The sequence below is a fragment of the Algoriphagus aestuariicola genome, from assembly GCF_017254835.1.
In the GTDB taxonomy this organism is placed as follows: Bacteria; Bacteroidota; Bacteroidia; order Cytophagales; family Cyclobacteriaceae; genus Algoriphagus; species Algoriphagus aestuariicola.
In genome coordinates this window covers 149415-163213 of sequence record NZ_JAFKCW010000001.1, presented here as the reverse complement: position 1 = coordinate 163213, position 13799 = coordinate 149415, and the positions used below count along the sequence as shown (strand labels likewise).

Annotated in this window: 12 protein-coding genes; 5 read left to right on the top strand and 7 right to left on the bottom strand. The window is 47.2% G+C overall.

The window, feature by feature from the left end:
• Position 1: 1 nt before the first annotated feature.
• The 4 genes from yaaA (at position 2) to J0A67_RS00660 (ending at position 6363) form a co-directional block, all read left to right on the top strand.
• Complete coding sequence (gene yaaA, locus J0A67_RS00675) at positions 2-754, top strand: peroxide stress protein YaaA (protein ID WP_206567347.1); 753 nt, start codon at positions 2-4, stop codon at positions 752-754.
• A gap of 109 nt (positions 755-863) precedes the next feature.
• Entirely contained in the window at positions 864-3593 is a 2730-nt protein-coding gene (locus tag J0A67_RS00670; protein WP_206567346.1) for a T9SS type B sorting domain-containing protein, read from the top strand.
• A 119-nt stretch (positions 3594-3712) separates the two neighbouring features.
• Positions 3713-4939 carry an MFS transporter gene (locus J0A67_RS00665; RefSeq protein ID WP_206567345.1) on the top strand — a complete coding sequence of 409 codons (1227 nt, stop codon included), beginning with the start codon at positions 3713-3715 and terminating at the stop codon, positions 4937-4939.
• A gap of 44 nt (positions 4940-4983) precedes the next feature.
• On the top strand, positions 4984-6363 hold the full coding sequence (locus J0A67_RS00660) for a glycoside hydrolase family 140 protein (protein ID WP_206567344.1): 1380 nt from the start codon (positions 4984-4986) through the stop codon (positions 6361-6363).
• Here the strand turns inward: J0A67_RS00660 and J0A67_RS00655 are convergent.
• The 4 genes from J0A67_RS00655 to J0A67_RS00640 all read right to left on the bottom strand — a co-directional run bounded on the left by J0A67_RS00655 (position 6360) and on the right by J0A67_RS00640 (position 9972).
• A complete protein-coding gene (locus tag J0A67_RS00655; RefSeq protein WP_206567343.1) occupies positions 6360-6572 on the bottom strand; it encodes a YgdI/YgdR family lipoprotein in 213 nt (70 codons plus the stop codon). The two genes, J0A67_RS00660 and J0A67_RS00655, sit on opposite strands and share 4 nt — an antisense overlap.
• Before the next feature lie 537 nt (positions 6573-7109).
• The gene (locus J0A67_RS00650) at positions 7110-8153 is read right to left on the bottom strand and encodes a CotH family protein (protein WP_206567342.1); all 1044 of its coding nucleotides are present in this window, start codon (positions 8151-8153) and stop codon (positions 7110-7112) included.
• A 179-nt stretch (positions 8154-8332) separates the two neighbouring features.
• Positions 8333-8731, bottom strand: a complete 399-nt coding sequence (locus J0A67_RS00645; RefSeq protein WP_206567341.1) for a group III truncated hemoglobin — start codon at positions 8729-8731, stop codon at positions 8333-8335.
• A complete protein-coding gene (locus tag J0A67_RS00640; RefSeq protein WP_206567340.1) occupies positions 8728-9972 on the bottom strand; it encodes an alkaline phosphatase family protein in 1245 nt (414 codons plus the stop codon). The genes J0A67_RS00645 and J0A67_RS00640 overlap by 4 nt, the downstream gene beginning before the upstream one ends.
• Positions 9973-10351: 379 nt before the next feature.
• Here J0A67_RS00640 and J0A67_RS00635 point away from each other — a divergent pair, with 379 nt between their 5' ends.
• Positions 10352-11026, top strand: a complete 675-nt coding sequence (locus J0A67_RS00635) for a YiaD family glycine zipper/OmpA-like lipoprotein (RefSeq protein WP_206567339.1) — start codon at positions 10352-10354, stop codon at positions 11024-11026.
• Here J0A67_RS00635 and J0A67_RS00630 read toward each other — a convergent pair.
• The 3 genes from J0A67_RS00630 to J0A67_RS00620 all read right to left on the bottom strand — a co-directional run bounded on the left by J0A67_RS00630 (position 11023) and on the right by J0A67_RS00620 (position 13797).
• Positions 11023-11541 carry a GNAT family N-acetyltransferase gene (locus tag J0A67_RS00630; RefSeq protein ID WP_206567338.1) on the bottom strand — a complete coding sequence of 173 codons (519 nt, stop codon included), beginning with the start codon at positions 11539-11541 and terminating at the stop codon, positions 11023-11025. The two genes, J0A67_RS00635 and J0A67_RS00630, sit on opposite strands and share 4 nt — an antisense overlap.
• A 175-nt stretch (positions 11542-11716) precedes the next feature.
• Positions 11717-12574, bottom strand: a complete 858-nt coding sequence (locus J0A67_RS00625; RefSeq protein WP_206567337.1) for a bile acid:sodium symporter family protein — start codon at positions 12572-12574, stop codon at positions 11717-11719.
• A gap of 53 nt (positions 12575-12627) precedes the next feature.
• On the bottom strand, positions 12628-13797 hold the full coding sequence (locus J0A67_RS00620) for a DUF819 family protein (RefSeq protein WP_241265024.1): 1170 nt from the start codon (positions 13795-13797) through the stop codon (positions 12628-12630).
• Positions 13798-13799 lie beyond the last annotated feature (2 nt).

Sequence of the window (13799 nt, the reverse complement as noted above, 5' to 3'; positions counted from 1 at the left end):
TATGCTTATTCTTATTTCACCCGCCAAATCTCTTGACTACAGCACCCCTAATTACAAGGACTATACACTCCCAGACTTCACCACCGACATCAAGGCACTGGTAGCGGTGATGAAGAAAAAATCCTCCAAGGAAATCTCCGAACTGATGCATGTAAGCGAGAATCTCGGCATCCTCAACGAGCAGCGTTATAAATCTTTCCAAAAAGATTTTACTGCGGAAAACTCCAAACAAGCCATCTTGGCTTTCAACGGAGACGTCTATACCAAAATCGATGTGGACAATTACACTCCTGAAGATTTTGAGTTTGCCCAGAAGCACCTGCGGATCCTTTCCGGCCTATATGGCTTGCTGAAACCATTGGATCTGATCCAACCTTATCGTCTGGAGATGGGAACTTCATTGACTACGAAAAAGGGAAAAAACCTCTACGAATATTGGGACAAAAAAATCGCCAAGGCCATCAATGTCGCTGCTGCCGGTATGCCTGTGGTGAATTTGGCTTCTCAGGAGTACTTCAAAGCCGTCCACCTGAAAACCCTAAAATCTCCGCTCGTCAACATCCATTTCAAGGAATTCAAAAATGGGTCGTACCAAATCATCGGGATTTTCGCCAAGCAGGCCAGGGGCATGATGACTAACTTTGCCATTACCAATCGTCTTGAAAATCCTGAACAGCTGAAAGCCTTCAATGTAGAAGGCTACGAGTTTTCGGCGCCCATGAGCAGCGACACCGACTGGGTTTTCGTCAGGTAGAAATGCAATTTTCTGATAGTGGAACGTTTTTTGTCAAAAAACATGTCCGCGCGGCAACGCAGGAAAATTACCTTTGTAAAAAAGAATCCAACTAATCTCCATTAAGTCCTTGATCAAAACTCAATTTCCAAGAAGGAAGTTTGGGACGTTGTTACTGTGGGCAAGTCTCTTGTTGCCGCTAGCTTATATTAGCGGAAGTACGGCTACCTCCCTTGCTCCTACTGAACTCACCGTGTCCCGATTTGCTGAACCTCAGCTGGTTGGTGAGACTAATTTATGCATTGTGTTTGGCGGAGTATCGGGCATCTATAGCGGAGGAGGCGATCCAAATGTGGATTTTTACGAATGGCAGGTTACCAACGGATCTGGCGAGGTGATTTTCAACAGAAGTGCTGGGGCCCAGGCTGAAACCATCCAAGTGATCTACTCGGAAATCGGAACCTACAATGTTCAACTTAAGGTACGAAGAGGCACCGATTACATTTATGAAGAAACCCTCGTGGTAACAGTGAAACAAGGCCCAACATTGGCGCTCCAGCCCGATTATCTGCTTTGTGCTGGTGCTCCTACCCTTTTGACGGCTTTGGATCCGAATACGCCGAATCTTTCTGAGTTTACCATTATTTGGAAAAACATTGAAGATACCGTCATTGGAACGGGAAATGAATTTCTAACCTACAGTGAAGGCTATCATTTGGTGGAAATATTCCAAACTGATGCTTCTGGAAATTCTTCTTGCGTGATCGACGGATCGACGTTTGTTGGCCCCCCGATTGACTTTCAACTAGTCACCTCAAGCCAATCGATCTGTGAAGGAGAATCAATTCATGTTTCCGTCGACACTCCGATTTCCGGGGATTGGTTTGTCCAAAAGGATTTTACGGGTGCGAGAAGTCAGATCGGCTCCGGCTTCGAAATCGAAATCAGTTCCTCCGAACTGTCTGGACCCGGGCTCTATTTGGTGACTTTTGAGGCTACCACCGAAGATTTCCCGAATTGCGTCTCCTCGAAAATCGTTGGCTTCGAACTGCTCGAGGCACCAAAAATCACCGCAACTGCTTCGAATCAACCAAGCGATTGCGCTGAGGAAAGCGGCTTCCTTCAAATTACCTTTGACACTGACGTCGATGCTTTTCACATCCCGGAATTGAATGTCTCGGAAGGAGCAAAAAATGCTGGTGAGGTAGTCTCGTATTCGAACATCAAGTCCAGAGTCTATTCTTTGGTGATGGAGAAAAACGGCTGCCAAGTGACGAAATTATTGGTGATGGAAGCGGAGAATCCCCCCACTTTGCCCAGTCCGCCGGGGCAAGATCCGGTTTTGCTGACGGAAGAAACCTGCTCTCCGACTGGAATCACTCCCGGTAAAGTGACTTTGGATTTCGGAGGTCCGGTTGCGGCAGGAGAGTATAGAATACTTGTCGATGGAAGAGGAGAAATTACAAGGGGAGCGATTCCGGCGAGTGGACAAGCCGAATTTCCGCTGAGAGGCGGCAGATATATGCTTGAAATCACCCTCGGAGATTGCAACTCTTATGCGGAATACATCACTATACCACGGGCTACTCAAGTCGAGTTCACCGTTCCTAGCGAATTGAATATTTGCGAAACGTTCACGCTGGTTCCTGAGACCGATCAAGATCTCATATTTAGCCTCACCCTGCCTGATGGAAGTACGCAAACTTTCAATTCGGGGGAAAGCATTACGCTGACAGAGGAAGGTTCTTACTCCATTCTCGGGGAAAGCACTGATCCCAATTCCGAGGTTTGTCCAAAACAAGTGGACTTCAACGCGACATTGTCCTCAAACATTACCTTCGCTCCTGTCTTGGCAGTCGAAAAATGCTTTGACCCGATCCGATACCAAATCGATCTGGAAGGAATCCCCTTGGAAGAGGCAAGTATACGCTGGTACAATGATCAAGGGAAGATTGTCGGCAGAGGGAAAGAATTTTATCCCCCAAGCGTTGGCTTATATTCTCTTCTGGTACAGCCTCTCAAGAGCGGTTTTTGCGCAGTTGCGCCGATCGACTTCGAGGTGGTAGCACCAGTCACCTCTGTTCCTATGGAATTGGAAACTGAAAAACTCTGTCCTCAGCCCAATACCAGTACGATCACGCTAACGACCGACGAAAACGAGGTTACGGATACGGAATGGATATTTTATGATCTACAAGGCAATCGTCAGGAGCTAGGTTCATTGGATGACTTATTTGAGATTGAGGTAGATGCGCCGGGTACCTACGAGGTCGTTGCTTACAACGAGCTAGGCTGCGAGATCGGACGAAACCTAATCCCGGTAGAGGAAAGCCAGCTTGTCAGTTTACCTGTTTTGGAAGAACGATACGGTGTCTGCACGAGTGGAAAGACTGGGCCAAACCTGAACCCTGGAGACTACGCCGAATACTACTGGTATCTGGATGACCAATTGGTGTCAGAAGATCCGATTTTCACCCCAAAAGACGCAGGAAGCTATACCTTGAAAGTAGTGACTGAGGACGGATGTGAATTTACCGGCTCTTTCGAAACCTTTGACGCCTGCAGCTTTGACTACGTTTTCCCCAATGCCATGACCCTTGGAGATCCTTTGCGAAATTTTGAAGTACGCGTGAGCGAGGGAATTACCGAAGTGGAACTGCACATCCTCAATCGGCAGGGAGCGTTGATACATTTTGGCAGAGCTGAAGAGATCGTTGTAGGCGAGCCAATATTGGAATGGGATGGCACTACCAATGGAACCTATATTCCATCGGGAACCTATGTTGTGGTTCTCATCGGCCGGAACCCCCTCTTTCAATTTGAGCAAAAAATAACAGGATCGCTGTTGGTACTGGAATAGGCGCGATTCCGCTTACGGAATATTTTAAAGTGCGGGGAAGCTAAATCCTTTTTTTTTTCTATTTTGGACCGTTTCAAGCATTGTTTCACTCAACCCAAAAACCAAAAAAATATTCTTATATGACCCAAACCATCAACCGCGGCGCCCTGTTCAACGCAAGCTGTCTGGCGCTCATCACCACCGCATTCTCCTTTTCAATACGTGCGGGCATCTTGCCACAATTGGGCGACTCGTTCGGCCTAAGCGCTGAGCAACTAGGCTTTATCAATTCCATGTGGTTTTTCGGCTTTCCGATTTCCATGATTTTGGGAGGCTTGTTCTACCACAAGGTGGGTCCGGCAAACATCATGAGGATCGCATTTATTACCCACACGCTTGGTATTCTTTTGACCATCTTTGCAGGAGGATATACCACCCTACTCATCTCAACGCTTTTTATCGGCTTTGGCAACGGCTGTACCGAAGCCGCCTGTAATCCTTTGATTGCCGACATGTATTCCGGCACCACCTTGAACAAAATGCTGAACAGATTCCACATGTGGTTCCCAGGCGGAATCGTGTTGGGCTCTTTAGTATCCAAATTCATGACGGACGGAGGCTTCGCTTGGCAGTCCCAAGTATGGGTGATGATGATCCCGACCATTGCCTATGCAGTGCTTTTCTTTGGCAAAACTTTCCCCAAACCCCATGTGGAAGCAGCCACTTCTATCGGCTCCAACATCAAGGCTATGTTTAGCCCTGTATTCATCTTCCTGTTCTTTGCGATGGCACTGACCGCAATTACCGAATTTGGACCTCAGCAGTGGGTGGGCTTGATCATGGGAGCAAGTGGCGCTAGTCCGATGTTGATTTTGGCCTTGACTACTGGAGTGATGGCCGTCGGTCGCTTCTTTGCAGGTCCTGTTGTAAAAGCCCTGGGTCAAACTGGAGTTTTGCTGGGTGGTGCGATTTTCGCCTCCTTGGGTATTTTCCTCTTCAGCACAGTCACCGGCCCAATGGCTTATGTCGCGGCCTTTGTATTCGCGATCGGCGTATGCTATTTCTGGCCAGTAATGGTCGGCGCCGTAGCCCAGCGTGTGCCGCTTTCCGGCGCATTGGGAATGTCTATCATTGGTGGTATCGGGATGTTTTCTACGGCGATCTTCCAGCCATTTATCGGCTCGTGGATTGACAATTCAATGGCGTCCCAAAGTGCTGCAGGGCTTTCCGGTGCTGCTTTGGAACTGGCTGCTGGACAGGAGACGCTTCAGAAAATACTGATCTTCCCAGGTATTCTGATCGTTTTGTTCATCATCTTCTTTGTCTGGCAAAAGGGCTCAAAACCAGCCGTTGCCGCCGCTCATTAACTCATCTCAAGGCAGCCAAATGGCTGCCTTTTTTTTTCTTTGCCATGAAAAGAGTTTGGCTTTTACCGCTTCTTGCCCTTTGTTCCGTTATTGAAATCCGTGCCCAAGGCATTCAAGGGCCAGTTCAAGTCCATCCTGAAAAGCGATACCTGATGACCTCGGAGGGTGAGCCTTTTTTTTGGATGGCGGATACGGCTTGGGAGCTTTTTCATCGCCTGGATGAGCAGCAGGCCGTCTTCTATCTAGACAAAAGAAGAGAACAGGGATTTAACGTGGTTCAGGCGGTCGTACTCGCAGAACTTGACGGGCTCAACACTCCAAATGCCAATGGCGATTTGCCTTTTCTCGATCTTGAAAAATGGGAGTACAACGAGGCCTATTTCCGACATGTGGATTTGATCTTGGATTTGGCGGAAACGCGAGGAATGCATATCGCTCTCCTTCCCACCTGGGGCGATAAGCTTTTCAAAAATACTTGGGGAACAGGACCGGAAATCTTCACGCCCTCCACAGCCTACTCCTACGGCAAATGGATAGGGGCTAGATACAAGGATCGCAAAAATCTGGTCTGGGTGTTGGGAGGCGACCGAACTCCAAGAGAAAATTCAGAAGACATTGAAATCTGGAATCAGATGGCCCAAGGAATTTTGGAAAGCCAAAATCCGGAAAATCCCATCCTGATCACTTTCCATCCACAGCCTACAGCGCCGGGCGGCAGCTCCAACTGGTTTCATCAAGAGAAATGGCTCAGCTTCAATATGCACCAAACAGGACATTGTCCCGGATTGGATGATTTCAAAAAAATCACCCATGACTACCAATTGATTCCCACAAAACCTACTATCGACGGAGAGCCCTTATACGAGGAACATCCCTATTGTTTCAACGCCAAAGAAAATGGCTACAGTGAAGCCGCTGATATCAGGAGGATCATATATTGGAATGTATTTGCTGGAGCGGCAGGTCAGACTTATGGCTGTCACGCGGTCTGGCAGATGTATGATCTGGACAAAACTCCCGTCAATGGCCCCCTAAGACCATGGCACAAATCACTTGACCTGGAGGTCGCTAATCAGATGGAGCATTTGAAAAACCTAATGCTGAGCAGACCTTTTTTTGAGCGAATTCCCGACCAAACCCTGATAGCCGATGAGCAGCGAAAAGACTTAAGTTATGTAGCCGTTAGCAAAGGCAGGCAGGGTGATTTTGCCTTATTTTATTTTCCAGACGGAAAGAAAATCTCAATCGATCTTCATACACTGATAGGGTCAGCATTCGAAGCTACTTGGTATGATCCCAGGACTGGCGCAAAAATCCCCCAAAACACCGACTCGTGGGATGTAAAAAACAGTTCAGTGGAAGTTTTGCCTCCCAGCTCCGGCCGAGGCAATGATTGGGTTTTGATTGTCGATTCCCTTCGCTAATTGTTTCCGCAGGAATAGATAAGATATTCCTCATCTGTGAAGGACCAAAGCTTCCCGTCTTCATCCCTGTATGTCATGGTCCCGGTACTTTCCAGGATCTCAATATCATCTTGGGTCGTGATGATACGCCCGTCGACAAGCTCGATTTTGCAGGGTCCCTCCACTCGCGTGATATCAGAAATCTTCTCACAAGAGGCAAATAGAAGCATGGCCAATAGTAGAATAGGGGAAACTCGCATTGGGTGTCAGATGTGCCCTAAAAGTAGCGGAAAAAAGCATTTTGAAAAACTTTGAAGAATAAACAAACCCTGATGCTGCTCATTTATTTCTAAGTATCATAGAGTCAAGTTACCTACCAAACAAATTGGGGTTCGTCTACACATTTATTCTCGGGCGACGCTACCCACCCATTCCGCTCTAGGAGAAACCAGATAAGTGAAAAGATTAAAAAATGTACTAAAAATCTAATCAAAGGAGCTGATCTCCTCTTCCTAGTCGCTGAGTACGAAAAAATGTTGCTTAAAAAATCACCCTTATCTTTTTCTTTCTGAGCCATTGGATCATTGGATCAAAAGAACAGGGGAAAGTTAATCACCTATTACCTACCAAACCAATTGATCTTTCTTACAGACTAAATATGATTTAGTATCAGACGACAGATCTCGGCAAAAAGAGAGAGCGGTTTCTCAACTTCTGCAAACTGAAGCACGGCGGCTTTGGATTTTAGTAAAAAATGCAAAAAAGTCTCAAAAGCTCTGGGCAGCTGATGCCGAACGGCAGGCCATGAGTATGTTCTTGTCAAAAGAACGGTCAGATTTTAAAATATCAAAAAATTCCTCCAAGTACAGTCTGCATGCCTTTTCATCGGATTCGGAAAAGAAAGCGCTACTTTCCTCCACCGTTTGAAAAACCTGCTCCTCCTTTGCCAGAATTTCATTCCTGATCGTCTGCATCAATTGCGGATCACGACAAAATCCACGATAAAGCCGATCCGTCACCTTCTCGATCCCAATATTGTTATTGACCTGTCCATAGGGAGGATTGACCAGCCCGGTCATGTCAAAATCATAGGGAAGCGGCACAATGGTCTTTTCGTCAAGCATCAGGACTTTTTCATTGTGCTGAAACAGTCCGGACCAGTCGGTATTGCCAATCATTAGCTGAAAAAAGTCATGCCGTACAGTAGATGAATCCTCCATCAAAGTGGGCACTATCCTCTTGTTGTCTAGAATCTTTCCCCCAAACCGCTCGGCGACCTCATCATCATCTTCAATAAAAAAACCCAATAGCTCAACCTTCTCACCTTTTTTGTCATCGGTATCGGTCAAGGTGACTCTCAATAATCTAGTATGGAAAGAGAAGTCTGCTACATCCTCATACAGCTGATACGCCAGATATTCCCTACCGATGTAATTTCCAGCTGTCTTGGACTTAGAGCAGGGCAATACCAACTTCAAGTTTCTATTTCCTTGGAAAAGGGTGTTTTCAGCCTGCTTTTTCTTCATCTTCACCCTCATGGGCGGATAAAAACAGTTTTCCAATCTGAAGTTTCCGCGCGTACGAATCTCAACATCGACCGTGTCTTTCTGCCCACTCTCCGACTCAAAGATCATTTGTGAATCGATGAAAGTCGAATCGTTGGTCTCCGCTCTCAGTTGCTTGATGGAAAATTCCAATTCAATGACCAAGGGCTCCTTTGAATCAAACAATCCACTTTGGGAGTGTGCAGAAAATCCCAATCCGAGAAAAAGAACCACAATCACAAGCCGTCGTGCGAATCGAATTTTCATCTGATTAGAAGTTAGAAGCCATAAATCCCCATGCACAAATATCAGATTTGGACATGCCCCTAAAAAAATCCAAAACATCAGAGAGCCGATCCTAATCTGTGTAAGCCTTAACAATATAACCCTTGAAATCTTGCAAAGAAACAGGCAAGACAAAGATTGTTTGGCCTATACCCTATCGCTCAAGGCTTTGGCCTCACTTCCCATATTCTCATGAATAGCATATGTGCCATCCTGCGTGCATGTTCTTTGGCGTAGCTTGCATGTTCTCCTTCAAAATAGGTGTCAATGGTATTAAACCAAAGTTCCAACCAATTTCCGAAATGAACTTGGGTGATGGAGTGATCCGCCTTTGCGTCCACTTCCTGATGTACTTTGGTCGGATTAAACATCCCCCGGCCCGGGCCGCTTTGGAGTAGGATCATCTCCCAAAAGTCAGACAAGTGTACCAAATGACTCTGCCAATCTTCCACAATACCGTTAAACACAGGTCCAAGCGTGTCATGACTTCTTACTTGATCGTAAAATCTCCTCACCAAAAAATCAACGTCATCCCTGCTTTCTATCTTTACCTTTTTCATCTCAAGATTGGTTGCAAAACCTCAAATTTCCCATCGATTCCATTCGGAACCTGCAATCCCAGCAGGTGGCAAATCAATGGGTAAATATGGATATTCTGAAAGGGATCGATCTGATAGCCGGCCTTGATCTGCGGGCCATTGGCATAGAAGATTCCCCATACCTCTTTGTTTTTGGGACTGAAGCCATGCTCTCCAAACACTTCCGTCTTCAGCATTGCCGCCCGGTTTTGGTACCGCATCATGCCGCGATTGTCTGCCAGATAGTAGCCAAACTCCGGAAGGATCAGAAAGTCACCGATCCGCTGGGGATAGCTCGAGATATCCGAGTAGTTTTCATTCGTCTCCAAATCATCTATCGAGACGTGCGAACTTCTTGACTGGATCAGTTCCATGGCCTCTTTCTTCTCATTTTTGTCAGCCAAATGCACATGGGCCAAAGCACCATTGTTGACCACACGGGCTTCGACGCCCTCGGTGAGCTCGTCCAGATTGATCAGCTTGTCCTTTTGGACATCAGCCATGCCATGGTCTGACACGATGAATACATTAACAGGAAGCTCGAGGCTCTTGATTCCTTCAAAAAGCGCTCCCAGTTCGTGATCCAGCTTGGTTAGTCTCTCTTTGAGTTTTTCATCATTGCTGGGACCATAAGCATGCCCCACATCATCCATGTCCGAGAAATACAGTGCTATAAACCTCGGGCGATCGGCCTCCGGCAACTGCAGCCACTCAAAAACCTTGGAGATCCGGGTCAAATTGGGCACGCTACCGTCATAGTCGAAATACTCGCTGGGACGAATCCCCTGTACTGGTGCTTCCGAGCCGACAAAGAAGTAACTGACCGCCTTCATCCCGTTATTTTCAGCCAAAACCCAAAGGGGTGTCCCCCCATACCAATATCCATCTTGGACTATATCCCGATTGCCCATATTGTATACTTGATTTTTGAAGGGTTCGTAAAAAGAATTGTCGACCAAGCCGTGGTGCTCGGGCAACATCCCTGTGGCAATGGTGTAATGGTTGGGAAATGTCTTGGTCGGGAATGAGGGGATCAGCGCCTCTGCCGCCGTACCCTCCGCTATAAATCTCGAGAGGTTTTCCGGATGAAATCTTTCGACATAGTCATGCCTGAACCCGTCCAAAGAAATCAAAATCACGATAGGATCAGGGGCTGTACCCTGTGAAAAGGCGGGAAAAAACTGTATTAAAATGAGGGAAAAGAAAGCCAGGACTTGCCGCATCTTTTTTTTGCCAAAAATACCACGCCTAGAACCTGAATTCAACCCATAGGTCAAACATTGTTGGCAAAAGCTTAAATGAAAACTACAGACTGACATTGGAGCAGAGTGTGGACATTTTTGCCCACCAAAACTAATGTATCGTTACCACATCGTCCGCCACTCACCTGTCAGTCCAAATCTGATATTCGCGTTCATCAGTCGTAGATAGTACGAAGACCTCAAACGATCCAAGTCGTTAATCATTGATTATCAGCACTTTTTATCAGCACGGAGGTACTCCTATTTCTCACGGCAGGACATAGACTATAAGCACCCGCTATCACGAGGCAACATCTGGAACAGCCTTTGACTTTCTTCTCGCAGATAAAAGTAAAAAACCATGAAAACATCCAATCGAATTTTATTGGGAATAGGGCTTTTGGGAGTCTTGGCCGCAGCACCCTCTTGCAAAACTAGCAATGCGGTGAAAGGGGCCGCAATTGGAGGCTCGGCTGGGGGAGTCCTCGGCGGCGTAATCGCCGGCAAAGAAAACACAGCAACAGGCATCCTCATCGGATCGGCAATAGGCGGTTCCGCTGGAGCAATCATTGGTCACGAAATGGACAAGCAAGCCGAAGAGCTGAAAAAGGACTTGGAAGGAGCGAAGGTCGAGCGAGTGGGCGAAGGGATAAAGATCACCTTTGACTCGGGTTTGTTGTTTGGCTTTGACCAGGCAGATTTGACCGAGGCTTCAGAGACCAATCTCCAGAGTCTGGCCAACACCCTGAAAAAGTACGAAGACACCAATATCCTGATAGAGGGCCATACAGACAGCAAGGGAACGGAAGAGTATAACCAAGAGCTCTCCGAAGAAAGGGCTGAAGCGGTCGCCTCCTACCTCTCCGAACTGGGAGTGAGTTCTGGCAGAATCACCGATGTGGGCCACGGTGAGAATTTGCCCGTGGACTCAAATGAGTCTGAAGTGGGTCGAAGCCACAACCGAAGAGTGGAAGTGGCCATCTATGCCAACAAAAAAATGCAGAGAATGGCCGAGCGTGGCGAATTGGGAGACTAAAAGTCAATTCGCATGAGATAGTCCGTCTGGACCTCATCTCCAAAAGGAAAAGGGTGGCTTCCGAATTTTCGGAGGCCATTTTTTTCGTAAAAACGAATCGCCCGGGCGTTGTGCTCCCATACGCCTAGCCAGAGATACTTTTTGCCGTTTTTCTTAGCGAAATCAAGAGCTATTTCCAGGAGCCGTTTTCCCAAGCCTGAGCCCAAATGTTCCTCCAAAACATACAGCCTCGCAATTTCCAGGCTTTCGTCATCATGGATATCAGTCTGGGCAGGGGCAAAATTCACCTTGGAAAAAGCAATGATTTCCTCCTCTTTTTCCGCCACAAAAAAGACCGAATTTGAGTTCTCCATTTCCTTGGAAAGCTGCTCAAGCGTAAAAGCTTCAGCCAAGTAGGCGGACACATTTTCCGGCTTGTTCCCCGCAGTAAAAGTCTGTAAAAAGGCCGTCCGTGCCATATGAAGCAAATCCGCCGCATCGGAAGGGATTGCCTTTCTAATTTGAATTGACTCCATTAAATGTTGGTTTCTTATCTCTGTTAACCTTGTAGCTGCCATTTTTCCTCTGAAACAGACTGGCGAACTGCAGAGGGATGTGTTTTCCGGAAATCCACTTTCCAGTTTGGCACAGCTTGCTTCCCCCGAAGAACAAATTTTTATTTCAAAAACACAAAGCCCTTAGCGCAAACAGTCACGCCTTTTTGCTTCCCCAGAAGATAATCAAAGCTGCAGTACCGAACATCAACAAACCATAGATCACTGAGGGGATGGTCATGACCGAATTGACCAATAGGGTGGCTGCAATCGTGATGCCGAGGGTGGCATTCTGAATGCCCGACTCCACGGCAATGGTCAATCCCTGCTTAAACTCCAAGCCCACAGCTTTGCCCACCAAAAAACCAAGTGACAAGGTGCCTATATTCAAGGCCAAAGCCGCCGGACCGGCATCGATGAAAAACTGGACGATGTTTTCTCTTTCTTTCAAAATCGCAGCAAGGACAATTAGAATAAAAAACACCAGTGAAATCCGCCGAAATGGTTTATCCCACTTTAAGGCAAGCGCGGGGGCCTTTTTCAAAACCAACATTCCAATTGCCACCGGGATAATCGTAATGACGAGCACCGCGATCACGGTGCCCAAAATCTCCAATTTTTGTTCTTCCCCGCCCGGAATAAAATAACCTATCGAAAAATTGACCACAAAGGGGATGGTCAGCACGGTAATCAAAGAGGAAAAAGCGGTAAGCGTGATGGACAATGCTGAGTCCCCTTTGGCCAAATGGGTGATCAGGTTGGAAGTAGCTCCGCCTGGACAGGCTGATAGGATCATCAGTCCCACCGACATCTCGGGCGACAACTGGAACAATTTGGCAATGCCAAAAGCTACGATAGGCAACAATAGAATCTGATTGAAAAGCCCTATGGCAACGGCCTTTGGATAGATCAAAATCCGTTTGAAATCAGCTGGAGTGAGGGTTAGCCCCATACCAAACATGATCAGGGCAAGCGCCAAAGGGAGAAAGAGTTCAGTCAGCAAACTGGTTTGCATGGTATTTCGGGTTATGGTGATAGTTGAAGAAAATCTTCTACTCGGGACTCAAATCAAAGTATTTCCGCCACTGCAAATCCAATATAGGTTCCGAGGGCATTTCCCAAACTCCCCACCAGCACCCCCGGGATTAACAAATCCGGACGATTCAAGCTTTCGGCCGAAGCAAGTGCCGTCGTGTTTCCACCCACATTCGCCTGTGAAGCCACTGCGATCACATCCCAGTCCATCTTCAGCAATGCACCTACTCCGAAAATCACTAACCCGTGCACCAGTACCAGCAGCCCCACAAACAGGGCAAGAGTGCCTGCCAGACTACCAACTCCCTGTAATGCCCCCAAGTCGCAAAGGGTCCCAATTACCGCCAGAAACAGAAGAATCAAAAAGAAGCCTACCGTCTGCTTCCCATACAGTTGCTGCACACCCGAAAACTGAGCCAGAATCAAAGCCAGCGTAGTCAGGAAGATTATCTCGGGTACTTGCGGAAAATGAAAAGCCAGCACCTTGCTCAAGGTCATTCCCAACAAGCCCAAAGCAAGAAGTGAGGCCAAGGAGCCGATTGAAATATACTCGATGGTTGCCAACTTCTCTCCATCACTGGAAGAATTGAGCTTCTTTCTGGGGAAAACTCTCTGCAGATACTTGGGCAATATCAAGGTGGCGATGATCCATGGCGTACCGATCAGATTATCCACGACAGTCGCAGCCGCAAACAGATTTCCTGCCTCGCTCACTTGGTAGTGTAAAGCAATAGCGTTGAAATTGATCGAACCTCCGATGTAGGTTCCTGTATACATCCCGGCTACCGCAGAAGCCAAAGAGCCAATTTCAGCCGCTGGATTGACCACATACCAAGACACCAAAACCCCGACCACAGTAGCCACCGAACCGAGCAAAAACATGAGCAGTAGCGGCAAGCCCGCTTTTTTTAAGCTTTTCAGATCCACGCCAAGCAAGGCAATGAAAATGCCCAAGGGAGCCAAATAAACGAAAACACCATCATATATTGCATTGCCCTCCATGGCACTGGGAATGACACCCAGATTGGAGAGCACCGCGCAGATCAAAATCACCCAGATCGGTGTTCCGACTGTTCTCCCCCAAGAAAATCGTGTGAGCCACTGTGCAAAAAAAACTGCAACGCAGAGTGTTCCGGCTATAAAAAGAGGCTCTTGGGTGAAGGACATTGGGGAAAATAGGAAAAACAAAGAAGTTTTTCTCATTT